Origin of the sequence: Pseudomonas syringae (genome assembly GCF_001698815.1) — a bacterium.
Taxonomy (GTDB): Bacteria; Pseudomonadota; Gammaproteobacteria; order Pseudomonadales; family Pseudomonadaceae; genus Aquipseudomonas; species Aquipseudomonas syringae_A.
The window spans coordinates 100,276-123,479 of record NZ_LGSI01000073.1 but is presented as its reverse complement, the minus strand read 5'-3'; the positions used below and the strand labels follow the sequence as shown (position 1 = coordinate 123,479).

17 protein-coding genes are annotated in these 23,204 nt (G+C 57.9%); 7 read left to right on the top strand and 10 right to left on the bottom strand.

The genetic code is table 11. The annotated features are described in order from the left end of the window. The first annotated feature begins 661 nt into the window (after nucleotides 1-661). The gene (locus AFK24_RS27955; protein WP_240500473.1) at nucleotides 662-2,470 is read left to right on the top strand and encodes an autotransporter outer membrane beta-barrel domain-containing protein; all 1,809 of its coding nucleotides are present in this window, start codon (nucleotides 662-664) and stop codon (nucleotides 2,468-2,470) included. Between the two features lie 139 nt (nucleotides 2,471-2,609). On the opposite strand, the gene AFK24_RS27950 is transcribed toward AFK24_RS27955, so the two are convergent. From AFK24_RS27950 to AFK24_RS27930, 5 genes are all read right to left on the bottom strand, one after another. Continuing rightward, nucleotides 2,610-3,128, bottom strand: coding sequence for a hypothetical protein (locus AFK24_RS27950; RefSeq protein ID WP_240500469.1), 519 nt, complete (start codon nucleotides 3,126-3,128; stop codon nucleotides 2,610-2,612). 437 nt (nucleotides 3,129-3,565) lie between these two features. After that, on the bottom strand, nucleotides 3,566-4,912 hold the full coding sequence (locus AFK24_RS30330; RefSeq protein ID WP_080482353.1) for a hypothetical protein: 1,347 nt from the start codon (nucleotides 4,910-4,912) through the stop codon (nucleotides 3,566-3,568). Between the two features lie 298 nt (nucleotides 4,913-5,210). After that, complete coding sequence (locus AFK24_RS27940; protein WP_065836318.1) at nucleotides 5,211-6,776, bottom strand: methyl-accepting chemotaxis protein; 1,566 nt, start codon at nucleotides 6,774-6,776, stop codon at nucleotides 5,211-5,213. 110 nt (nucleotides 6,777-6,886) lie between these two features. After that, entirely contained in the window at nucleotides 6,887-7,678 is a 792-nt protein-coding gene (locus AFK24_RS27935; protein ID WP_065836317.1) for a CPBP family intramembrane glutamic endopeptidase, read from the bottom strand. A 221-nt stretch (nucleotides 7,679-7,899) separates the two neighbouring features. Beyond that, entirely contained in the window at nucleotides 7,900-9,237 is a 1,338-nt protein-coding gene (locus tag AFK24_RS27930; RefSeq protein WP_065836316.1) for an MFS transporter, read from the bottom strand. A gap of 575 nt (nucleotides 9,238-9,812) precedes the next feature. Here AFK24_RS27930 and quiC point away from each other — a divergent pair. Together quiC and AFK24_RS27920 are read left to right on the top strand one after the other, a co-directional pair. After that, nucleotides 9,813-11,729: a 3-dehydroshikimate dehydratase QuiC gene (gene quiC / locus AFK24_RS27925; protein ID WP_065836315.1), complete on the top strand. Its 1,917-nt coding sequence runs from the start codon at nucleotides 9,813-9,815 to the stop codon at nucleotides 11,727-11,729. A gap of 100 nt (nucleotides 11,730-11,829) precedes the next feature. Then, the gene (locus AFK24_RS27920; protein WP_065836314.1) at nucleotides 11,830-12,501 is read left to right on the top strand and encodes a TetR/AcrR family transcriptional regulator; all 672 of its coding nucleotides are present in this window, start codon (nucleotides 11,830-11,832) and stop codon (nucleotides 12,499-12,501) included. A gap of 3 nt (nucleotides 12,502-12,504) precedes the next feature. Here the strand turns inward: AFK24_RS27920 and AFK24_RS27915 are convergent, their stop codons facing one another. Together AFK24_RS27915 and acnA are read right to left on the bottom strand one after the other, a co-directional pair. Next, the gene (locus AFK24_RS27915; protein WP_065836313.1) at nucleotides 12,505-13,365 is read right to left on the bottom strand and encodes a shikimate dehydrogenase; all 861 of its coding nucleotides are present in this window, start codon (nucleotides 13,363-13,365) and stop codon (nucleotides 12,505-12,507) included. 182 nt (nucleotides 13,366-13,547) lie between these two features. Then, the gene (gene acnA, locus AFK24_RS27910; RefSeq protein ID WP_065836312.1) at nucleotides 13,548-16,292 is read right to left on the bottom strand and encodes an aconitate hydratase AcnA; all 2,745 of its coding nucleotides are present in this window, start codon (nucleotides 16,290-16,292) and stop codon (nucleotides 13,548-13,550) included. A gap of 267 nt (nucleotides 16,293-16,559) precedes the next feature. Here acnA and rlmM point away from each other — a divergent pair, with 267 nt between their 5' ends. From rlmM to pdxB, 3 genes are all read left to right on the top strand, one after another. Further along, the gene (gene rlmM, locus AFK24_RS27905; RefSeq protein ID WP_065836311.1) at nucleotides 16,560-17,627 is read left to right on the top strand and encodes a 23S rRNA (cytidine(2498)-2'-O)-methyltransferase RlmM; all 1,068 of its coding nucleotides are present in this window, start codon (nucleotides 16,560-16,562) and stop codon (nucleotides 17,625-17,627) included. A 678-nt stretch (nucleotides 17,628-18,305) separates the two neighbouring features. After that, the gene (gene tusA / locus AFK24_RS27900) at nucleotides 18,306-18,560 is read left to right on the top strand and encodes a sulfurtransferase TusA (RefSeq protein WP_065836310.1); all 255 of its coding nucleotides are present in this window, start codon (nucleotides 18,306-18,308) and stop codon (nucleotides 18,558-18,560) included. An 80-nt stretch (nucleotides 18,561-18,640) separates the two neighbouring features. Then, nucleotides 18,641-19,783 (top strand): 4-phosphoerythronate dehydrogenase PdxB, encoded by a 1,143-nt coding sequence (gene pdxB, locus AFK24_RS27895; protein ID WP_065836309.1) that lies wholly within the window; start codon nucleotides 18,641-18,643, stop codon nucleotides 19,781-19,783. Nucleotides 19,784-19,956: 173 nt separating this feature from the next. On the opposite strand, the gene AFK24_RS31290 is transcribed toward pdxB, so the two are convergent. Continuing rightward, nucleotides 19,957-20,133, bottom strand: a complete 177-nt coding sequence (locus AFK24_RS31290) for a PA1571 family protein (protein ID WP_065836308.1) — start codon at nucleotides 20,131-20,133, stop codon at nucleotides 19,957-19,959. A gap of 287 nt (nucleotides 20,134-20,420) precedes the next feature. On the opposite strand from AFK24_RS31290, the gene AFK24_RS27885 reads away from it, so the two are divergent. Further along, the gene (locus AFK24_RS27885; protein ID WP_065836307.1) at nucleotides 20,421-22,199 is read left to right on the top strand and encodes an ABC transporter transmembrane domain-containing protein; all 1,779 of its coding nucleotides are present in this window, start codon (nucleotides 20,421-20,423) and stop codon (nucleotides 22,197-22,199) included. Between the two features lie 80 nt (nucleotides 22,200-22,279). Here the strand turns inward: AFK24_RS27885 and AFK24_RS27880 are convergent, their stop codons facing one another. After that, nucleotides 22,280-22,561, bottom strand: a complete 282-nt coding sequence (locus AFK24_RS27880) for a pyrimidine/purine nucleoside phosphorylase (protein ID WP_065836306.1) — start codon at nucleotides 22,559-22,561, stop codon at nucleotides 22,280-22,282. 90 nt (nucleotides 22,562-22,651) lie between these two features. Then, a complete protein-coding gene (locus tag AFK24_RS27875) occupies nucleotides 22,652-23,194 on the bottom strand; it encodes an exonuclease domain-containing protein (RefSeq protein WP_065836305.1) in 543 nt (180 codons plus the stop codon). Nucleotides 23,195-23,204 lie beyond the last annotated feature (10 nt).

Genomic DNA, 23,204 nt, shown 5'->3' with positions numbered 1-23,204 from the left:
CTATCTAAAACTAACTAATAGGAAATTGCCGACGTCGTCAAGGGTTTTTTGGGTAAATAATTTTCACCATTTTTTCTGGTAGGAAAAAGCATGTTCTTGTAGTTTGGGTGGTGATGGTTTCGTCAATGTCAGTGTCTTGTAAAGGTATGTAGGACTCATTTGATGTTTCTTTAGGAAATGTCCTACGAGTTGGCATTGGTCCTAAGACGTCGTAAGATTTTTCTTGCCTGATAATTGCCGCTCAATTGAAAGGAGAGTGGTGGTGAGGATTTCTATTGGAACGAGTGCTTTAAAGTCCGTGGGTTTGGGTGTTGTTATTTGCTCGCTTAATACTGCCGTGAAAGCGGAAATGCAAACAAAAGAAACCATCGATCACGGCGTAGTGAATCTGGATTCTACAAGCGTCGCTGAGCAGTATTACAAGTTAATCAATGGCAGCGAACTGAACGCCGATGGCGCAACCGTTTATACGGTTGAAAGTTGGGGGTCTAATGTATCGTTGGAGAATAATACCAGGGTGGAAGGGTCAGTGAGGCTTCAGCATGGTGGAGTGCTCAGTATTGCGAACTCTGTTGTCGTGAATTCAACTCAATTGCCGGCTGTCGTAGTTGGAAATGGCGCACGAGGCAATATTTCCAACAGCTTGATCAGTGGTTCGGGAATGGCGGTTAGCGTTACTAACGGTGGGAATCTAGATATTGTCGATACCCAGGTGGAGTCCCTGGAGGCTACGGTATCAAGGGGAGGGTGGGGGGTTGGTGTCTTTGGTGCGACTATGAATATAGTCGGAAAAAGTCACATCGTAGGCAGGGAAAATGGCGCCTATCTGAATTATGCGGACGGTAACTCTGCGTCATCACATACCGGCTGGTTGACCGTGGATGACTCCATTGTGGAGTCTAAAATTGGAGCTGCCATCAAAGTCGATACTTCAGCCAGTTTTACTGTTCCCTATACCGCCAACATCAATATTAAGAACAATACAACGCTGATAGCCGGGAACGGCAATCTACTGGAAGTGGAAGACCGGAGCACCGCCAACTTTACAGTCGACGACAGTCGCCTAAACGGCAACCTCATCGCCGATGACACCAGCACCCTAAACGTCGCCCTGCAAAACTACGCGCAACTCACCGGCAATATTATCAACAGCAACACGTTGGCAATTAATTCCGGGGCGAGTTGGCAGATGGTGGATGACAGCAGCGTCAAGGCTTTGTCCATGAATGGCGGGCGGGTGAGTTTTGGCGAGGGGGCTTTCAAGACCTTGACCCTTGGCGAGTTGTCCGGCAGTGGCACGTTCGATATGCGCATAAACCTGGATAACCATTCCGGGGATTTGCTCAAGGTGAACGGTCAGGCCAACGGTAATCACACGTTGAAGGTGCAAAACACCGGGCTGGAGTTGGTGACGCCTGAAGTTGAGCCCTTGATGGTGGTGGATACTGCGGGCGGGGATGCGCAGTTTGGTCTGCTGGGTGGCAAGGCGGATCTTGGGGTGTATTCCTACGAGCTGGAGCAACGCGGCGATGACTGGTTCATTGTCGGTTCCGGCAAGACCATCAGCCCGTCGACGCAAAGTGTGTTGGCGCTGTTCAACGCGGCGCCGAACATCTGGAACAGCGAGCTGACTACCTTGCGCAGTCGCATGGGCGAGGTGCGCGGCAAGCCACTGGGCGGCGCATGGATGCGCAGCTATGGCAGTCGGTTCAATGCCTCGACCGGCGATGGTGTGGATTACCAGCAGAAGCAAAGCGGTTTGACCCTGGGTGTTGATGCGCCGCTGCAAGTGGGCATCGGCGAGTTGTCGCTGGGCGTCATGGCTGGTTACAGCAAAAACGACCTGGACCTGAGTCGCGGCACCACCGGCAATGTCGACAGCTACTACGTCGGCGGTTACGGCACCTGGCTGCTTGACGCTGGCTACTACCTGGACGGCGTGCTCAAGCTCAACCGCTTTCGCAACGAGTCGAAAGTGGCCATGAGCGATGGCACCAAGGCCAAGGGCGACTATGAAAGCAGCGCTGTTGGTGGCTCGCTGGAGTTTGGCAGGCACATCAACTTTGCCGATGGCTATTTCCTCGAACCTTACGCGCAGCTGTCCAGCGTGTGGGTGCAAGGCGACAGCTACACGCTGGACAACGGCATGCAGGCCAACAACGAGCGTACGCAATCAACGTTGGGCAAAGTCGGGACTTCGGCCGGACGCAGCATCACCCTTAAGGATGGCGGCGTGCTGACACCTTATCTTCGGGTGGCCATGGCGCAGGAGTTTTCGCGCAGCAATGACGTCAAGGTCAACGACAAGCGCTTCGGCAATGATTTGTCTGGCTCGCGTGCCGAGTTGGGCGCGGGGGTTTCCGTATCGCTGTCGGAGCGGCTGCAACTGCATGCCGACTTTGATTACATGAAAGGCAAAAACGTCGAGCAGCCATGGGGGGCGAATGTCGGGTTGAAGTTGGCGTTCTAGGCAGTCGCGCTGTATTAGGCGCTGGAAAAGGATGCCGCCGTTTCTTTGAGACGGCGGCATCGCTTGGTTTTCATAAGTCCTACGGGACGGTATTTCTTCCTCCAGAACCCCGGTGCGTTTCACACCGGGGTTCTTTTTTTCAGAAGCGGTTTTTATCAGGTTTTTTTGCGTACCTGCGGATCATATTGCGCTTGCGTTGCCGTTGCCTGGGAGTCACCGGTGAGTTGCGGTTGACCGTGACCACCAGTGCTGGCGAGGTGCCGATCAACTGCTGATCTCGATAAACCTCGAAGTACAGATCCACCAACCCGTATTGCACGCACTCAATAAAGTGATAACTGATGCACAGCACGCGCACCACGCTGTTTGAGTTCACGTGCTTGAGCAATATGGGGGTCGAGGAACTGTTGACGCCCCAGTAGAACACCAGCTCGTCGCCGAACAACATCTTCGCTGATCCTGGAATATGGACGCAGACACCCGTGTGCACTTCCTCATAACTGATTGCGTCGGGTTTTACATGCGGCAGAAAAGGCGCTTTCAGACTATCTGAGATATCCCCAAATGTTGGCTGGGCTTGTGGTTTATCGACATTGGCGCTGGGTGTTTCCTGCTGCTTGTTCTTGTCGGTGTTATTGGTTGGAGGCGTTTCATCCATATGATAATCCTTAATTTGTTATTGGCTATGGTCCGGTAATGAAACTCATCAGTGCCGCTCGTGGCGGTTTTTTTTGGCGCATTACATTGCTTCAGCGCTCGGTCGTCAAGTCAGGATGTTTCTCCGAAAACTCGCGCTGCTGACTTTTTTATTGTTTCCTTGAACGACATAAAAGGGCGATTCTTTCAGTTGTGAGTTTTAGGTATAGTGCAGGAATTACAGGGGGTAAATCTGTTGTCTTGAAAGTAGTTGTAGGAGCCTAAGAGGTATATCTGTAGGTCAAGTACTACAATTGTTGCCGGAGACGAACTAATGCTGATGGCCGAATTTTGGTGTTTTATGGTCCTAGGAAATTTCATTCAACGGATTAATACTGATCCTGCACGCAAGCGCGTGCAGGATCAGCAAGATTTAATACATATGGGTGTTTATCTTGATTAAGATTGCAGTATTAAATCAACTGGCTCCGCCAGAATGGAGCGATTACCGGCACGGTCGGTGATCTGGTAGGTGATGTTGACCTCGTCGCTTTCGAGACTTTGCAAGAATTCCCGAGGGAAGGAGATTTCCATGGACTTGGTCAGGTCCTCGGTCTGAATCAGATAAGAAGGACCATTGGCACCATTGCAAATAGTCTGAATAAGATCGCCTACCTCCATGCCAGCGTAACCCGGCATCCGGCCGATCAACCTGTCGCCGAAGTTGACCTGGGGGAATACCAAGGCCGCGAGCATTGCAGCGCCGGGGGCGGTGCGGTCAATGCGGATGGTGGTGACTTCTGAGTCGTTGGGCGTCCCACCGATGACGCTGGTCGCCCGGTAGCCGATATCGTAGTTGCCATCCTCCTTGAGTTGGGTCGCCAGCGGGATAGTGAGCGAAAACTCGGTGGCCTCATCGGGAACCGTTACCGGGTCGCCCACCAACACTCCGTTGATCATCAGTTGATTGGTGTCGATGCCGAGGTGTGCCCCGAGCCAGACGGGGAAATAGATAATGATGTTGCTGTTCAAATCGTCGACGGCGATCAAGCCATCAGCTTGTGCGACTGGAATGCTGGGGGCATCAAGGGCATAGGTATGTGCGGTGGTTTTATCGTTTTGATTCGAATGTCGGTTTAGGTGTGTTGCATCGTCGCCCCCTAAAGTCAGTTCTACAGATTGCGCGAACATCGACTGATTACCCGCTCGGTCTGTGACGTGATAGGTAATGTTGACCTTGTTGCTTTGAAGGCTTTCGAGGAATTCACGGGTAAAGGTGATCTCGATGGGTAGCGTGGTCAGATTTTCGGCGATGATAATGTAGGCGGGGCCTTCGGCTGTATTGCAGAGGGTCTGAATGGTGTCACCCACTTCCATGCCGATATAGCCGGGGATTTTACCGGTGACATTCGCCAGCGAAATACTCGGCAGAAGTAGGGGGGCGAGCAGCGGTCCGCCGGCTGGCGTGCGATCAATACGAATCGAAGTTTGCTCAGAAGGCCGGCCACCACCTCCAGGTGATGCAATCACTAAGTAGCCAACCGCATAGCTCTTATCTTGGTCCAGATTTGTGAGGGGAATTGCCGCCGTCAGTACAGTCCCCTCATCAGGTACTGGATCAGGGAGTACGATCTTCGTACCCACAGGCGTTTCATCCAGAGTCAGTTGAAATCCATCGTCGGGCATCGCGAAAGGCCACACCGGTAGAGTGACAATCAAGTCGCTAGTGAGATCGCTTAATTTGATAAGTCCGTCGGTCTCTGCGGCGGGTACATTAGGTGCGAGAAGTTCGTTGTTTTTGTTCATGTCGTTCTCCATCGTGCGCAGTAATGTCTGCACAATTAATTAGATTCAAAGGTCAAGCGTTCCACCCTCAGGCAGTCACCAATCACTCAACCTGAAATCCAACTAATATCAATCAGCACTAGCCGTCAACACCCGACTCACCCAAAAACCCACTAACTATTTACTTTCAGAACAGCCCTACAACTCACTTCCTCAATCGTGTAGTCCACACTTAATTAATCAAACTGCAACTCAAAAAAACCCAACAAAAAACCCCAATAAACCAGGTTCATTGGGGTTCTTTTATTGCGTGCGGAAACTACCTATTAAACCGCTCCACCAACGAATACTGCGAATGGGCAGTGCTGGTCAGTTCGCCGCTCAGGGTTGCCGAGCGTAGTGCTTCTTCGGAGGTTTGGTCGGCCAGGTGGGAGATGGTGGCGATGTTGCGGCTAATTTCTTCGGCCACCGAGCTTTGCTCTTCGGTCGCGGCTGCGATCTGGGTGGTCATGTCGGTGATGTGGGCCACGGCTTCGCTGATGCCGATCAATGCCTGATCCGCTTCGAGAACCTTGGCGACACCTTCTTCGGCCTGGCGATGGCCGGAGTTCATGGTTTGCACGGCGGCGTTGGCGGTCTGTTGCAGCTTGGCGATGAGGCCGTGGATCTGGCCTGTGGACTCGGTGGTGCGTTGCGCCAGTTGACGGACTTCGTCGGCGACGACCGCAAAGCCACGGCCCATTTCCCCGGCGCGTGCAGCTTCGATGGCAGCGTTGAGGGCCAGCAGGTTGGTTTGGTCGGCGATGCCTTTGATGACGTCGACCACGCCGCCGATCTCGTCGCTGTCTTTAGCCAGTTGGGTCACGGTCAGGCCGGTTTCGCCCACGGAAGTGGACAGGCGCTGAATGGCTTCGCGGGTTTCCCCGGCGATGTCTCTGCCGCGACGCGTCAGCTCGTTGGCTTGCTGCGTGGCGTCAGCGGTGCGCTGTACATGGCTGGCGACTTCCTGAGTGGTGGCGGCCATCTGGTTGATGGCGGTGGCCACTTGCTCGGTTTCGATCCGCTGACGCTCCAGGCCGGAGGAGCTGGCGTGGGCCAGGGTATTGGACTGACGTGCCTGGCCGTTGAGTTGTTCGGCGGTGTCCTGCAGGCGCGTCAGGCAGGTTTTCATCCGCGCCTCCTGGCTGAGGATCGACATTTCCAGACGCGCCTGCGGGCCACGGCTGTCGGTGTACATTTGCGCGATCAGCGGGTCGGATGTGGTTTGTTCCGCCAGACGCAGCAAGCGCTTGATGCCCCGCTGTTGCCAGGTCAGGCCCAGCAGGCCCAGCGGTACCGACAGCCCGGCGGCCAAGGCGAAACCCCAGTGGGAATTGAGCCACACGCCGATCAGGAAACTCAGCTGGCTGACCATGATGAACGGCAGCCAGTCCTGTAGCACCGGCAGCCACTTATCCCGACCTGGAATCGCCGACTTGCCGTTGTTCAGACGGCCATACAGCGACTCGGCGCGTTGAACCTGCTCGGTGGTGGGTTTGACCCGAACCGATTCGAAGCCGACCACCTGCTGATTCTCGAACATGGGTGTGACATAAGCGTTGACCCAGTAATGGTCGCCATTTTTGCTGCGATTCTTGACGATGCCCATCCACGGTTGACCGCTTTTCAGTGTCGTCCACATATGTTCGAAAACGGCGGCAGGCACGTCGGGATGGCGAACGGTATTGTGTGGCGACTTGAGCAGTTCTTCCCGGGAGAAGCCACTGATCTCAACGAAAGCGTCGTTGCAATAGGTGATGACACCACGGGCGTCAGTGGTTGAGATCAACCGCTGATTGGCCGGAAAGGTCCGTTCACGTTGAGTGATGGGCTGGTTATTACGCATGAGCTTCGATCCGCTAGGCTTTGGGATACTATCGGCACTGGTACCGATATATTGAGCTGATCGACAAAATGACCGACGAGTCACCTGAGCCACTTGCGCTAACAGGCAGCCTACCGATCAAACATGGGGTAAGTGAAAAAGCTGAAATGCACGAGATTGACGCCGAAGTGGGTAATGACCGCTGCCGGCAATCCACCGAAGCGAAAGGCCAGGCCGTAGCCAACGCCCGCCAGGCCAGCGAGCAGGACCCATTGCCAACCGCTGCCAAAATGCGCCACTCCGAAAAGCAGTGCTGCGCAGCCGAGCGCCAGTGTGCTCCCATAACGCAGCGGTTTGAACAACCGTTGCAGGCCGCCCTGAATATAAGCGCGAAACAGCAGTTCTTCGGTCAGGGTCACCAGTAACAGATTGTTCGCCAGCCACAGTGAGCTTTTCGCTGGCCAGCTAGGGTCCCAGCCGATAAGCCCCAATGCCATTGCGGTGCTCAAACAGGCGAACGCGGTGCCCGGCAGCGTCAATGATGTCGTCTTGACAATTTGCCCGATGGCAACGTTGCGCAGCAGCCAGGGGCAGGCCAGCAGGATCCAGAATCCGATCAGCGGTTTATCCAGATTCAGGTACATGGAAAAAGGTGCGGACTGTGGCGTCAGTCGTTGCGCCGCTATTACCCGTTCACTGAAGAAACCCGGCAGCCAGTGGCTGGCCAGTGCTATCGCCAGCGCGATGAACAGACAATGACCAAAGCCCATCACCGCGCGCTGTTTGAACTGCGTAACGCAGATCCCGGCCATGATCAACAGCGCAAAGGTGACGACGACCGGCAGGCTGAAATGACCATAGGCAATGGCGAGGCCGTAGCCCAGGGTCAGTAGCGTCAGGCTGGTCCAGCGCGTGGCAAACATGTGGAGTTCCTTGAGTCCATTCAGTCGAGGCTTGGGCGCAGATGCCCACGCTCGAAGCGAGGGGCAGATACCGGCGCCAAGCTTCACTGATCGGCAAGGAAAATTTCCAGTTGTTTGTCAGTTTTTTCTGAGAGAAATGTTTGTCGGATATTTCCCTGTGATGTTTTTTTGCCATAAACAAGGCCGCTTGCAATAAGCGGCCTTGTTTAAGGTGCAGCGATTTATTCCTTGATGGTCGGTACCTGGCGCGGTGCCATGAAGTACATCCAGATCAAGGCGATGAAGTACATGGCCGGGATCATGGTGAAGAGCACGTTGTAATTGTTGTTGGTCGCCGTCAGGACGGCTCCGACGATCTGAGTCATGAACATGCCGCCAATCGCTGCGCACATGCCGCCGAAGCCGAATACCGTGCTGATCAGATGCTTGGGCGTGTAGTCCATCACCAGGCTCCAGATGTTCGCGGTCCAGGCTTGATGCGCACCCACTGCCAGGGCGATAGCCAGTACCGCGACCCAGAGGCCGCTGGCGTTGGCAGCGAAGATCACGCTGATGATGGTGATCGCAAATACCAGCATGGACAGCAATCGCGCGGTAATCGGGCGCATGCCACGGCCGATCAGCCAGGACGAAAGAATCCCGCCGCCGATGCTGCCGAAGTCCGCCGTCAGCCAGATAAGGATCAACGGAATACCCATCTGTGTGACGCTGATCCCCAGGTTGTATTGCTGATTGAGGAAGGGCGGCAGCCAGTACAGGTAAAACCAGAACACCGGAGCGGTCAGCGAGTACGCCAGGGCGAAGGCCCAGGTGCCGCGCATTTTCAGGATGTGTGTGAACGGAACCTTGACCGGCTCGGGTTCGACGGCCTTGTGGATGTAGTCCAGTTCAGCCTGGCTGACGGTTGGATGCTCGTCCGGATTGAAATACTTCAGACGCCAGATCACCACCCAGCTCAAACCGAGAAGTCCCATGCACAGAAACGCGGCCTGCCAGCCCCAAACGGTCAGGATGATTGGCAGCAGGGCCGGGGTCACCATGGCGCCGACGTTGGTGCCGGCGTTGAAGATGCCAGTCGCAATGGCGCGTTCGCCAGCGGGGAACCACAGCCGGGTGGTCTTCACGCAGGCCGGATAGTTGGCGGCTTCGGTCAGGCCGAGAATGAAGCGACAGACCATGAATCCGGCTGCCGAAGTCGCCAGGCCGTGGGCGCCAGTGGCAACACTCCAGAGTAATACCGCCAGGAAGAACGCGCGTTTGACGCCGACCTTGTCGATAAAGCGGCCTTGCAACAGGAAACCTGCAGCGTAGCCGACCTGGAACCAGAAGTTGATGTTGGCGTAGTCCATCGCCGTCCAGCCCATCTCCTTGGCAAGTACGGGCTGCATGACGCCCAGCGCGGCGCGGTCGATGTAGTTCAGCGTCGTGGCGAAGAACACCAGGGCGAGCATGCCCCAGCGGGTTTTGCCCACGGCCATGGCGCCACGGATTTTCTCGCCGATACCGGCGTGAGGGTGCGCGGTCTTGGCCGCCGTTGCAGAGGAATGTGTCGAAAGCATGGTCTGGCCATCCGTTCAAGGACCGCGGCATGGGCCACGATCGAACTGAAAAGGCGACTCGAATCAGGGCCGTTGACGGGCCGTGGGCGATCCCGCAGGCGTCAATCCTGCAAGGGCCACTCTTCGAGGGCGCTGGATTTTAATCAGGCGAAGCGCGATCCGATACCCGTCGGGCGGGTAATAAAAGCGCATTCAACGGATTGGGTCGACGAGGCCGATGATCGGGGCGGGGGGCCGCAAGGGCAAATAGTGCTGTTGTGTTGAGCGTTCATGGCGATTGACCGTCTTATTGAAATTGTTATGGGACTGCTTGAACCAAGCATTTGAGGCAGCTTGCAACGTTGCCTACATGAGCGGTTACGACGTCAGGATTAACCTTGTCCGACAATGTGGAGCTGATCTTGGGCATCACGGCCAGCACCGTCAATTGGCTGAAAAGGGTTTTGGGCGATTATCGAACGCAAAACTAACCAGTTGGTACATTTTATTTGCGGTAGCGGTTTGCGAGGCGAATAATTCGCTCAGAAGCATCAACACGCGATCCGCAGAGGTCGCGACCTCAAAGGAGTGCAAGCATGCAACGTTCGATTGCCACCGTTTCCTTGAGCGGAACCCTGCCGGAAAAACTTGAAGCCATTGCTGCCGCCGGTTTCGACGGGGTGGAGATTTTCGAGAACGATCTTTTGTATTACGACGGCAGCCCGCGCCATGTTCGGCAGCTGTGTGCCGATCTGGGCATTGCCATCACCTTGTTCCAGCCATTTCGCGACTTTGAAGGCTGTCGCCGGGAACGTCTGCAACGCAATCTCGACCGCGCCGAGCGCAAGTTCGATCTGATGCAGGAACTGGGCACCGATCTGGTGCTGGTGTGCAGCAACGCCGCCGCTGATTCCCTTGGCGATGAAAACATTCTGCGTGATGACCTGAGCCTGTTGGCCGAACGTGCCGGTGCCCGACAGTTGCGCATCGGCTATGAAGCGCTGGCCTGGGGTCGCCATGTGAATACCTGGCAACAGGTGTGGAATCTGGTGCGTCAGGTCGATCATCCGGCACTCGGCGTATTGCTCGACAGTTTCCACACCTTGTCGCTCAAGGGCGATCCGAGCGGCATTGCGCAAATCCCCGGCGAGAAGATTTTCTTCGTGCAGATGGCCGACGCGCCGTTACTGGCCATGGATGTCCTGGAGTGGAGCCGGCATTTCCGCTGCTTCCCCGGTCAGGGCGAATTCGATCTGCCGGGTTTTCTCGCGCCTATCCTGCAAAGTGGTTACACGGGCCCGCTGTCCCTGGAAATTTTCAACGACGGTTTCCGCGCCGCACCGCCTCGGGCCAACGCCGCCGATGGTCTGCGCTCATTGCTGTACCTGGAAGAGAAGACCCGCTTGTTGCTTGAGCAGCAGCTGCAACAAGAACAGGCGATACCTCAGGGCCTGCTGTTCAGTCCGCCGCCCGCCAGTACCTACAACGGCGTCGAGTTCCTGGAGTTCGCCGTGGACGACGCCCAGGGCGCGAAACTCTCCGGCTGGCTGGAAAACCTCGGGTTCGCCAAACTGGGCCAGCACCGCTCCAAAGCCGTCAGCCTGCTGGGGCAGGGCGATATCAAAATCGTGCTCAACGCTGAGCCCTATTCGTTTGCCCACAGTTTCTTCGAAGCCCACGGTCCTTCGTTGTGCGCCACCGCATTACGGGTCGACGACGGCGCTTCGGCGCTGGAGCGGGCCAGGGTCTACAAAGGTCAGCCCTATCGCGGTCTGGTCGGGCCCAATGAGCGGGAAATTCTCGCCGTGCGCGCACCTGATGGCAGCCTGATTTATCTTGTCGAGCCGGCTCAACCGGGCCAGTCGATCTACGACAGCGATTTCATCATCAACCCTGACGCTGAACAGGGCGGTGGCTTGCAGCGCATCGACCACATGGCCATGGCCCTGCCGGCTGACAGCCTGGACAGCTGGGTGCTGTTCTATAAAACCGTGCTGGATTTCGAGGCCGACGACGAAGTGGTGCTGCCGGACCCTTACGGGCTGGTGAAAAGCCGGGCGCTGCGCAGCCGGTGCAGCACGGTGCGCTTGCCGCTGAACATTTCGGAAAACCGCAACACGGCGATTTCCCACGCGTTGTCGAGTTATCGCGGCTCCGGTGTGCACCACATCGCTTTTGACTGCGAGGACATCTTCGTCCAGGTCAGCCGCGCGAAAGAGGCGGGCGTGCAATTGCTGGATATCCCGCTCAATTACTACGACGATCTGGCCGCGCGTTTCGATTTCGACGACGAATTTCTCAGCGAATTGGCGTATTACAACGTGCTGTACGACCGTGATGCCCAAGGTGGCGAATTGTTTCATGTGTACACCGAGTCATTCGATGATCGATTCTTCTTCGAAATCCTGCAGCGCAAGAACGGATATGTCGGTTATGGCGCCGCAAACGTGGCCGTGCGGCTGGCGGCGATGGCCAAGGCTCGCAGCGGCGCGGCACGGCAAGCCCGACTTTGATTGAGTAGCTGATTGAACGGCTGCGTCAGGGACGGGATCTTTGGCGCAGTCGCCTGCATAATGCACGCGGCCAATCGTTTATCCGAACCGTGAATCAATAATGAAAACTACCGAAGACAGTCTCGCCGAGGCGCCTTTGCCGGTACCCGTCAAGGGCCGCAAGAACAACCCGGAAAAGACCCGTGACAACATCCTGCAAGCCGCCATTGTCGAGTTTGTCGCGCAAGGACTGTCCGGCGCGCGTGTCGATGCCATCGCCGAACGCACGCATACCTCGAAACGGATGATCTATTACTACTTCAACAGCAAAGAGCAGCTTTACGCTGAAGTGCTGGAGAAGCTCTACGGCGATATTCGCCGCACCGAAACCGGGCTGAATCTGGATGCACTGGAACCCATGCAGGCCATCCAGCGTCTGGTGGAATTCACCTTCGACCACCACGACCGCAACGTCGATTTCGTGCGCATCGTCTGCATCGAAAATATTCATAACGGCGAAAACGTCAAACAATCGCCGACGATCCGCGCCTTGAGCCAGAACATCGTCGAGACGCTCGACAAGCTGCTGCGCCGGGGCGAGAGCGACGGCATCTTTCGCCAGGGCGTGGACGCTATCGATCTGCACCTGATGATCAGTTCGTTCTGCTTCTACCGGATCTCGAACCGCCACACGTTCTCGGAAATCTTCCAGATCGATCTGGTGGATGAACAGGTCAAGCAGCGCCACAAGGACATGATCTGCGATTCAGTGACGCGCTACCTGCGACCCTGAACCTCAGTCGTTCATGTGCTGAAAGTGCGCTTGCATACGTTCGGCATCGGCGGGTTGGCCGCTGAACAGCTCGAACGCTTTCACCGCCTGGAAAACCGCCATGGTGCCGCCATCCAGCGTGCGGCAGCCCAGCGCCCGAGCGTGGCGCAGCAATTCGGTTTCCAGCGGGAAGTAGATGATTTCCGCAACCCACAGCGCGGCATGCAGCAGTTCCGGTGGCAGCGGGGTGCCGGGCAATTTGCTCATGCCCACGGGCGTGGTGTTGACCAGGCCGTCAGCGCTGGCCATCGCGCCAGGTAAATCCCGCCCGACCTGCGCACGTGTCGCGCCGAAGTGCGCGTTAAGATTGTCCACCAGGCTTTGCGCCCGCGCCGGGTCGACTTCGAAAATGCTCAGCTGCTCGACGCCTTCGGCCAGCAGCGCATGAGCCACGGCGGCTCCCGCGCCGCCGGCACCCAGTTGCACTACACGCTTGCGCGGCACATCCGGCAGGCCTCGGCGAAAGCCTTCGGCAAAACCCAGGCAGTCAGTGTTGTGGCCGATGCGCTTGCCGTCCTTGAACACCACGGTATTTACCGCGCCAATGCCCAAGGCCTCGCTGGACAGTTCGTCCAGCAGGGGAATCACTGCCTGTTTGCATGGGAACGTGATGTTCAACCCGGTAAAACTCATGCGCTGGGCCGCCTGCAGCAAATCTGGCAGGGCGCTGCTGTCGAGCTTGAGCGCATCGAGGTCAATCAACCGATAGAGATAGCGCATGCCTTGGGCGTCGCCTTCGTGCTCATGCAAGGCTGGGGTGCGCGAAGACTGAATGCCCGCGCCGATCAGCCCGGCAAGGATCGAAGGGATTTTGGATGAGGTCATGGCGATAGGCTCTCGATTCTTGTTATGAGTGCGTTCGACCTGAGTGAACGCCGTTTTCACAAAATGTACCAGATGGTTAATTTTGCGAAAGAGCCTACATCAAAGCAGGGCGATAATCCGTTCGGTTATCGCCCTTGTCTCGTTGACTGATTCTGTGGGAGCGAGCTTGCTCGCGAATCAGGCTACGCAGCAATCAACTGCCGCAGCACGTAATGCAGAATCCCCCCGGCCTTGAAGTACTCGACTTCGTTCAGCGTATCGATCCGACACAACACATCCAGGCGTTCCTGGCTGCCGTCTTCACGGGTGATCTGCAGCGTCAGGTCCATGCCGGGGCGCAGGTTGGCATGGGTCAGGCCACTGATGTTCAGGGTTTCCTTGCCGTTGAGGTTGAGGGTCTTGCGGCTCTGACCATTTTTGAATTGCAGCGGTAACACGCCCATGCCCACCAGATTGGAGCGGTGGATGCGCTCGAAACTCTCGGCAATCACCGCTTTGACGCCCAGCAAATTGGTGCCCTTGGCCGCCCAGTCGCGACTCGATCCGGTGCCGTATTCCTGGCCTGCGATCACCACCAACGGCGTGCCTTCAGCCTGATAGCGCATGGCCGCATCGTAGATCGACAACTTCTCGTCAGTGGGAACGTGCAGGGTATAACCGCCTTCTTCGCCGCCGAGCATCTCGTTGCGGATACGGATATTGGCGAAGGTGCCGCGCATCATCACCTGATGATTGCCGCGGCGCGAGCCATAGGAATTGAAGTCTCGGGGCTCGACGCCTTTCTGACGCAGGTAACGCCCGGCCGGGCTGTCGGCCTTGATGTTGCCAGCGGGGGAGATGTGGTCGGTGGTGACCGAATCACCGAGCATGGCCAGCACTCGCGCGCCCTTGACGTCTTCGATCACTGGCAAAGGGCCGCCGATATCATCGAAGAATGGAGGGTGCTGGATATAGGTGGAATCCTCCTGCCACACATAAGTCGCGGCCTGCGGCACCTCGATTGACTGCCACTGTTCATCGCCCGCGAATACTTCGGCGTATTCCTTGTGAAACATCCCGGTGTTGACCTGCTCAACCGCTTTGGCGATTTCCTTCTGAGTCGGCCAGATATCCCGTAAGTACACCGGTTGGCCGTCGGAACCTTCGCCCAGCGGCTCGCTGCTGATGTCGATGCGCACGCTGCCAGCCAATGCATAAGCAACAACCAAAGGCGGGGAGGCCAGCCAGTTGGTCTTGACCAGCGGATGCACGCGGCCTTCAAAGTTACGGTTGCCAGACAGCACCGACGCCACGGTCAGGTCTGATTGCTGGATGGCCTTTTCGATGGGTTCCGGCAGCGGGCCGGAGTTGCCGATACAGGTGGTGCAGCCATAGCCCACCAGGTCGAAGCCCAGCGTGTTCAGATACTGGGTCAGCCCGGCCGCCTTGTAGTAATCAGTCACCACTTTGGAGCCTGGCGCCAGAGAGGTTTTCACCCAAGGTTTGGTTTTCAGGCCTTTTTCCACGGCTTTTTTCGCCACCAGGCCAGCCGCCATCATCACGCTCGGATTCGAGGTGTTGGTGCAGGAGGTGATCGCGGCGATGACTACCGCGCCGTTTTTCAGCCGATATTTTTGGCCTTCGTATTCATAGTCGGCTTCACCGCTGACCTGATCGGCATTGCCCACCGCGACACCGCCGCCGCCTTCGCTTTCAAGACGGCCTTCTTCCTTGTGAGTGGGCTTGAATTGCAGGCCGAGAAAGTCGGTGAACGCCTGGGCGACACCCGGCAAAGCCACCCGATCCTGTGGACGTTTTGGCCCGGCGAGGCTGGCTTCGACGCTGCTCATGTCCAGTTCCAGGCTGTCGGTAAACAGCGGTTCCTGGCCCGATACGCGCCACAGGCCCTGGGCCTTGCAATAGGCTTCGACCAGTTGCACCGTCTCGGCCGGACGCCCGGACAGGCGCAGGTAGTCCAGCGTGATGTCGTCCACCGGGAAGAAGCCACAGGTCGCGCCGTATTCCGGGGCCATGTTGGCGATGGTGGCGCGGTCGGCCAACGGCAAATCCGCCAGGCCATCGCCGTAGAACTCGACAAATTTGCCCACTACACCTTTTTTGCGCAGCATTTGCGTCACCGTCAGCACCAGATCGGTGGCGGTAATGCCTTCCTTGAGCTTGCCGGTGAGTTTGAAGCCGATTACTTCCGGAATCAGCATCGACACGGGCTGGCCGAGCATCGCCGCCTCGGCTTCGATCCCGCCCACGCCCCAGCCCAATACGCCGAGGCCGTTGATCATGGTGGTGTGGGAGTCAGTGCCGACCAGGGTGTCCGGGAACGCGTACGTGCGGCCGTCTTCGTCTTTGGTCCAGACCGTGCGGCCCAGGTATTCCAGATTGACCTGGTGACAGATGCCAGTACCGGGCGGCACCACGCTGAAGTTGTCGAAGGCACTCTGGCCCCAGCGCAAGAAGGCGTAACGTTCGCCATTGCGCTGCATTTCGATATCGACGTTCTGCCCGAACGCGCTGGCGTCGCCAAACTTGTCGACCATCACCGAGTGGTCGATCACCAGATCCACCGGCGACAACGGATTGATACGCTGCGGATCGCCGCCCGCCTTGGCAACCGCCGCGCGCATGGCGGCCAGATCGACAACTGCAGGAACGCCGGTGAAGTCCTGCATCAACACCCGCGCCGGGCGGTACTGGATTTCCCGATCGGAACGCCGTTCGCCCAGCCAGGCCGCAAGGCCCGTGAGGTCCGCGCCGGTAACGGTCTTGCCGTCCTCCCAGCGCAGCAGGTTTTCCAGCAGCACTTTAAGGGACATAGGCAGTTTGTTCAGGTCGCCCAGGGTTTTGGCAGCCTCGGGCAGGCTGAAGTAGTGGTAAGTCTTGTTGGCAACTTCGAGGGTCTTGAGGCTTTTCAGGCTATCGAGGGAGGGCATGAAATTACTCCTTGCGCGTCCGCACGGTCACGGACTTGACGATTGGCATCTGCTGCAGGCTTGCGTCTGCTCGGTTGAGCCGGTTGTGACGCCGTCTGCAATCTGACTGGTGTAGTACTGGACCTGTCGGCCGCGCCAGTGGTTCCTGATTCAGCTATCATGCGCCGCTTTCGCGTCCTTGAGGTTAACCCTCATGTATAGCTGGTCCAGGCTCTTTGCCGGGACGACGCAGCGGTCAAGTGTCTGATCGCTGCCCAGGAGATACCCATGAACACCCTTTTTATGCACTGCCGTCCCGGTTTCGAGGGTGAAGTCTGCTCGGAAATCGCCGAACACGCGGCGCGCCTGAATGTGTCCGGTTACGCCAAGGCCAAGCCCAACGCGGCCTGCGCCGAGTTCATATGCACCGAAGTCGAAGGCGCAGAACGCTTGATGAACGGCCAGCGTTTCGCCCAGTTGATCTTCCCTCGGCAGTGGGCGCGCGGGGTGTTTCTTGATTTGCCGGAAACTGACCGCATCAGCGTGATTCTGGCGCACATGGCGGGTTTTGCGACCTGCGGCAGTCTGTGGCTGGAAGTGGTCGACACCAATGATGGCAAGGAGCTTTCCAATTTTTGCCGCAAATTTGAAGCGCCACTGCGCAAGGCCCTGACCGAGGCCGGCAAACTGGTGGATGACCCGCGCAAACCGCGCCTGCTGCTGACCTTCAAGAGCGGCCGCGAAGTGTTTCTGGGCGTGGCCGAAGCGAATAACTCGGCGATGTGGCCGATGGGTATTCCGCGCTTGAAGTTCCCCCGGGAAGCGCCGAGCCGCTCGACCTTGAAGCTGGAAGAAGCCTGGCACCATTTCATCCCCCGCGATCAGTGGGACGAGCGGCTGTCCGGCGACATGACGGGTGTCGATCTGGGTGCCGCACCGGGCGGCTGGACCTATCAACTGGTGCGCCGTGGCATGCTGGTCACCGCCATCGATAACGGTCCGATGGCGGAAAGCCTCATGGATACCGGGCTGGTGCAGCATTTGATGGCCGATGGTTTTACCTTCAAACCGCGTCATCCGGTGGACTGGATGGTGTGCGATATCGTCGAAAAGCCTGCGCGTAATGCCGCGTTGCTGGAAACCTGGATCGGCGAAGGGCTGTGCCGTGAGGCGGTAGTCAACCTCAAGCTGCCGATGAAGCAGCGCTACGCTGAAGTGCGGCGTTTGTTGCAACGCATTGAAGACGGGTTTGAAGCGCGCGGCATCCGCGTCGAGATTGGCTGCAAACAGCTGTACCACGACCGCGAAGAAGTGACGTGCCATTTACGTCGGCTGGATGGCAAGCGCAAGGGCTGAAGATCTTCCTCGGCAGACCTGACGCCTTCCCGGACAAGGTGGAGCGCCACCCCGGCCGGTCCTACCGAATCAACACAACCGGGTAGGAGGGGACTTGTCCCCGAAGACGCCGGTGCAAGCGCTGAAGACCTTCCTCGGCAGACCTGACGCCTTCCCGGATAAATCCGGTCCTACCGAATCAACACAACCCGGTAGGAGGGGACTTGTCCCCGAAGACGCCGGTGCAAGTGCTGAAGATCTTCCTCGTCAGACCTGACGCCTTCCCGGATAAATCCGGTCCTACCGAATCAACACAACCGGGTAGGAGGGGACTTGTCCCCGAAGACGCCGGTGCAAGCGCTGAAGATTTTCCTCGTCAGACCTGACGCCTTCCCGGATAAATCCGGTCCTACCGAATCAACACAACCGGGTAGGAGGGGACTTGGCCCCGAAGACGCTGGTGCAAGTGCTGAAGATCTTCCTCGTCAGACCTGACGCCTTCCCGGACAAGGTGGAGCGCCACCCCGGCCGGTCCTACCGAATCAACACAACCCGGTAGGAGGGGACTTGTCCCCGAAGACGCCGGTGCAAGCGCTGAAGATCTTCCTCGGCAGACCCGGTTGCGCCGGCAAAGGCTTGGTACAGTGGAATGCAGGGGGGCTTTTAAGCGACAATGCCCACCAGCTTTTGGAGCCCTTTATGCCTGAATCATCTGAAACCCTGCCCGTTGACGCCATCCTCGATGCCAGCGGTCTCAACTGTCCTGAACCGGTAATGATGCTGCACCAGAAAGTGCGCGACTTGCCCGCAGGCGGCTTGCTCAAGGTGATTGCCACCGATCCGTCGACCCGGCGCGATATCCCCAAGTTCTGCGTGTTTCTTGATCACGAACTGGTCGATCAACAGGCCGAAGGCGGCACCTTTTTGTACTGGATTCGCAAGAAAGCCGACTGAGTTTTCCGGCCCGCTGATTGTTTACTGGCCCATCGGAACGATCCGCGCCTACACTGCCGCGGTCTTCCGGGGAGTACACCATGCGAATTGTTGCTGACGAAAATATTCCGCTGCTCGATGCTTTTTTCGCCCATTTCGGTGAAATTCAGCGTTTTCCGGGCCGTTCCATTGACCGCGCAGCGGTAGCCGACGCCGATATCCTGTTGGTGCGCTCGGTGACGCCGGTCACTCGCGAACTGCTGGAGGGCAGTCCGGTGCGTTTCGTCGGCACCTGCACGATTGGCACCGACCACCTGGATCTGGATTATTTCCGGGAGGCGGGCATTCAGTGGTCCAGCGCACCGGGCTGCAATGCTCGCGGCGTGGTGGATTACGTACTCGGCAGCCTGTTGACCCTGGCGGAAATAGAAGGCGTTGACCTCAATCAGCGCACTTATGGCGTCGTGGGCGCGGGTCAGGTGGGCGGGCGTCTGGTTAATGTCTTGAAGGGGCTGGGCTGGAATGTGCTGGTCTGCGACCCGCTTCGGCAAGCCAGCGAAGGTGGCGATTTTGTCAGCCTGGATGAAATCGTCCAGCGCTGCGACGTCATCAGCCTGCACACCCCGCTGGACAAGACCGGCGAGCACCCGACCTGGCACTTGTTCGATCATCCACGGTTGCTGCAGTTACAACAGGGTTGCTGGCTGATCAACGCCGCACGTGGACCGGTGGTCGATAACGACGCCTTGTACGACGTATTGCTGGAGCGCGAAGATCTGCAAGCCGTGCTGGATGTCTGGGAAGGCGAACCGCGCGTGAACGCGGCGCTTGCCGACCTGTGCGTCATCGCCACGCCGCACATTGCCGGTTACAGCCTGGATGGTCGACAACGCGGCACCGCGCAGATTTACCAGGCGTTGTGCGGGTTTCTCCAACAACCGGCGACCATCAGCCTCGATGACCTGCTGCCCAAGCCCTGGCTGGCAGAAGTCACGCTGGATGAGCGGACCGATCCGACCTGGGCGTTGAATACCCTGTGCCGGGGCGTTTACGACCCACGCCGGGACGACGCCGATTTCCGCCGTAGCCTGGTGGGACCGGTCAGCCAACCGGTGGCTTTCGATGCCCTGCGCAAAAACTATCCGCCTCGTCGCGAAATCGACAGCCTGCTGGTGCGCATCAATGGCCAGTCCGCAGCGCTGGAGCAGTTGGTGCAGGCGCTGGGCGCAAGCAAGCAGCTGTAGAAGCGTTAGGAGGTTACGACGGCCGCGATGGCGTGGGTCAGTCAACCCGCTATCGCTGCCTCGCGTCGCTTGGGAGCTCCCACAACCCCAAACCCTCCCGAGCAAGCTCGCTCCTACCAAACGCCAGACAGAAAAAACCCGACGCGAAGTCGGGTTCTAAAATTTGGTACTGCTCAATCTTGTTTTTCAGGTTTGACCCAGTTTTTGTCGCATTCCTGACACGCGGCCTGAACCATTTCTTCAGTAATCAGGATTTCGCGTCCGTCCTTATCGAGCACTGCGCCGCCAACGTGCAGGTCGGGATTGGCTCGGACCACCGGGACTTGATTGCTGCTTTCGTGCAAGCTCATGGCCTGTCTCCTTCATCAGGTGTTGCGCCTAAAACTACTCGCGCCAGATGACTCCGCTGTGACATCCCTCAGCTCTTCCGACGCGTGCTTACTCCACCAGAATCGGCAGAAAACCGCCAGCCCGGGCTTAGATCAATGCTATCTAGCGCCCCGACGAAGCGGTCATAACTCACTGACCGGGCTTTATCGCTGGAAGTTCATTAACCCCGCCGTACGGTAACCCGAGCCATGCTGCCCTTGACGGGTGTAGGCTCTGTGCCTTCAGCCTTTATGCAGGTCCATTTTTCATGGCTTCATTGCTTTCCAGCCGTCAGCGTCAGGCGATTCGTCTGGCTTCGCAGTTTGTCGCGCCGTATCGCTGGCAGGCCTTGGGTGCCCTGTTGGCGTTGATTGTCACCGCCGGCATCACCTTGTCCATGGGCCAAGGCATCAAGTTGATGGTCGACCAAGGCTTCATGACCCGTTCGCCGCATCTGCTCAATCAGTCGATCAGCCTGTTCATGTTGTTGATCCTGGGCCTGGCGGTCGGCACCTTTGCGCGCTTCTATCTGGTGTCGTGGATTGGTGAACGAGTGGTGGCGGATCTGCGCAAGCGGGTTTTCGATCACTTGATCAACTTGCATCCGGGCTTTTACGAGAACAATCGCAGCTCGGAGATTCAGTCGCGGTTGACCGCGGATACGACGCTGCTGCAATCGGTGATCGGTTCGTCGCTGTCGATGTTCCTGCGCAATGCCTTGATGGTGATCGGCGGCATCGTTCTGCTGTTCATCACCAATCCGAAGCTCACCAGCATCGTAGTGGTGGCGTTGCCATTGGTGGTGGCGCCGATCCTGATCTTTGGCCGACGAGTGCGCGCCTTGTCTCGGGAAAGCCAGGATCGTGTCGCCGATGTCGGCAGCTATGTGTCCGAAGCTTTGGGACAGATCAAGACGGTTCAGGCCTACAACCATCAGCAGCAGGACAAGCAGCGCTTTGCGCGCACCGCCGAAGACGCTTTCGAGACCGCTCGCAAGCGCATTTTGCAGCGCTCATGGCTGATCACGCTGGTGATTGTGCTGGTCCTGGGTGCCGTGGCGGTGATGCTGTGGGTGGGCGGGATGGACGTGATCGAAGGCACGATCTCCAGCGGCGAGCTGGCGGCTTTTGTGTTCTATAGCCTGATCGTCGGCAGCGCCTTCGGTACGCTGAGCGAAGTGATTGGCGAGTTGCAGCGGGCGGCAGGCGCTGCCGAGCGCATTTCCGAGCTGCTTCAGGCCAAAAGCGAAATCACCCCGCCAGCCAGCGATTTGCTGCGTCTGCCGGAGCGGGTGAGCGGTCGGCTGGAGCTGGAAAATATCAGCTTCGCCTACCCGTCGCGTCCCGAACGTAACGCCGTGGATGGCATGACATTGACTATTGATGCGGGGGAAACCCTGGCACTGGTCGGCCCTTCAGGGGCGGGCAAATCGACGCTGTTCGATCTGCTGTTGCGGTTCTACGACCCCCAGCAAGGACAGATCCTGCTGGAAGGTGTGCCCATCGCGCAGCTTGATCCGCTGGACCTGCGCCGCTGCTTTGCCCTGGTTTCCCAGACGCCAGCGTTGTTCTTTGGCAGCGTCGAAGACAACATCCGCTACGGCAATCCCGGCGCCAGCAGCGAGCAGATCGAGGCCGCCGCGCGTATCGCCCATGCCCATGAATTCATCATGCAGATGCCTGACGGCTATCAGACTCATTTGGGGGACGGTGGATTGGGCTTGTCCGGCGGGCAGCGCCAACGTCTGGCGATTGCCCGTGCCTTGTTGGTGGATGCTCCGATTCTGCTGCTGGACGAGGCGACCAGCGCACTGGACGCCCAGAGCGAGCACTTGATTCAGGAAGCGCTGCCGAGCCTGATGAAAGGCCGCACCACGCTGGTGATCGCGCATCGGCTGGCCACGGTGCAGAACGCTGACCGGATTGCGGTCATTGATCAGGGCCGGTTAGTGGCGGTGGGCACGCATCAGCAATTGATCGCCAGCAACCCGTTGTACGCGAGGTTGGCAGCGTTGCAGTTCAATGCGCGGATGGAAGAGGTGGTGTAAATGATCTGTAGGACCGGCTTCAGCCGGGAGGACGTGCTCCCGGCTGAAGCCGGTCCTACCGATTATGCGCAGACGCGCGCTTAGCGATACTCACACAGGTAAGCAGTATCAACCGCTACCTTGAGCTGGAACTTGCTGTTGGCTGGCACGTTGAACTGGCTGCCGGTGGCGAAATCTTCCCAGTCGGTGCTGTCCGGGAGTTTGACGCTCAGCTTGCCGGAGATGACGTGCATGATTTCCCGTTGCGCTGTGCCGAATTCGTATTCGCCTGCCGCCATAACGCCGATGGTGGCCTGACCTTCAGCCTGGCTGAAAGCGATGGATTTGACGGTGCCGTCGAAGTACTCGTTGACTTTGAACATGGCGATTCCTCGAAAAGGGCTGTTAAAAAGGGCTGGCCAGTATGCCCAACGCATAAAAGGCCGTCACCCGCTTTAAGCGTTGCATTGCATTCAATTGGGCAGAATCAGTGGCAGAAGGCGGGCGGTGTTGCGCGCATCGACCAAGGCTCGGTGCTGTTGCCCACTGAACTGCATGCCTGCCAGTTGCAGCGCGCCATTGAGGCCCAGCGGGCGTTGTAATTGACGCGCCTGAGCGAAGCGTTGCCGGAGATTGACGTGGGGCAAGGTGCTCAGGACGCTGGTCAAGCCCTGTTGACGCCATTCCTGCTCGAACTGTTGGCGGTCGTAATCGCCCCAGCTGGCCCAGCCGACGATATGCGCCTGATGATGACTCAGCCAGCGTTCGAACAGCGGCCAGACCGCCGTGAGCGGCGCGGCGCTGTCGATGTTGCTTTGACTGATATGGGTCAGTTCCCGACAGAAATTGGTCAGCAGTGGACGGCGCACCGGTCGAACGAAGCGTTCGAAGTGATCCAGTTCGCGTCCATCCTGATTGACGAGGGTGGCTCCGATTTCAATGATTTCCATTTCTGCCACTGGCCATCCGCCTTCATCCGTGGTGGCCTCCAGATCTATCACCAACCAGTGCGGCATGTGAGGCTCC

What these genes read in the sequence shown, in the direction of transcription:
- AFK24_RS27940 (WP_065836318.1), bottom strand. Translation starts at nt 6,776, where the DNA reads ATGCGTAATAACCAGCCCATCACTCAACGTGAACGGACCTTTCCGGCC.
- AFK24_RS27955 (WP_240500473.1), top strand. Translation starts at nt 662, where the DNA reads ATGGCGGTTAGCGTTACTAACGGTGGGAATCTAGATATTGTCGATACC.
- quiC (WP_065836315.1), top strand. Translation starts at nt 9,813, where the DNA reads ATGCAACGTTCGATTGCCACCGTTTCCTTGAGCGGAACCCTGCCGGAA.
- AFK24_RS27915 (WP_065836313.1), bottom strand. Translation starts at nt 13,365, where the DNA reads ATGACCTCATCCAAAATCCCTTCGATCCTTGCCGGGCTGATCGGCGCG.
- AFK24_RS27880 (WP_065836306.1), bottom strand. Translation starts at nt 22,561, where the DNA reads ATGTTCAAAGTCAACGAGTACTTCGACGGCACCGTCAAATCCATCGCT.
- pdxB (WP_065836309.1), top strand. Translation starts at nt 18,641, where the DNA reads ATGCGAATTGTTGCTGACGAAAATATTCCGCTGCTCGATGCTTTTTTC.
- acnA (WP_065836312.1), bottom strand. Translation starts at nt 16,292, where the DNA reads ATGCCCTCCCTCGATAGCCTGAAAAGCCTCAAGACCCTCGAAGTTGCC.
- AFK24_RS27885 (WP_065836307.1), top strand. Translation starts at nt 20,421, where the DNA reads ATGGCTTCATTGCTTTCCAGCCGTCAGCGTCAGGCGATTCGTCTGGCT.
- AFK24_RS27875 (WP_065836305.1), bottom strand. Translation starts at nt 23,194, where the DNA reads ATGCCGCACTGGTTGGTGATAGATCTGGAGGCCACCACGGATGAAGGC.
- AFK24_RS30330 (WP_080482353.1), bottom strand. Translation starts at nt 4,912, where the DNA reads ATGAACAAAAACAACGAACTTCTCGCACCTAATGTACCCGCCGCAGAG.
- AFK24_RS31290 (WP_065836308.1), bottom strand. Translation starts at nt 20,133, where the DNA reads ATGAGCTTGCACGAAAGCAGCAATCAAGTCCCGGTGGTCCGAGCCAAT.
- tusA (WP_065836310.1), top strand. Translation starts at nt 18,306, where the DNA reads ATGCCTGAATCATCTGAAACCCTGCCCGTTGACGCCATCCTCGATGCC.
- AFK24_RS27935 (WP_065836317.1), bottom strand. Translation starts at nt 7,678, where the DNA reads ATGTTTGCCACGCGCTGGACCAGCCTGACGCTACTGACCCTGGGCTAC.
- AFK24_RS27950 (WP_240500469.1), bottom strand. Translation starts at nt 3,128, where the DNA reads ATGGATGAAACGCCTCCAACCAATAACACCGACAAGAACAAGCAGCAG.
- AFK24_RS27930 (WP_065836316.1), bottom strand. Translation starts at nt 9,237, where the DNA reads ATGCTTTCGACACATTCCTCTGCAACGGCGGCCAAGACCGCGCACCCT.
- rlmM (WP_065836311.1), top strand. Translation starts at nt 16,560, where the DNA reads ATGAACACCCTTTTTATGCACTGCCGTCCCGGTTTCGAGGGTGAAGTC.
- AFK24_RS27920 (WP_065836314.1), top strand. Translation starts at nt 11,830, where the DNA reads ATGAAAACTACCGAAGACAGTCTCGCCGAGGCGCCTTTGCCGGTACCC.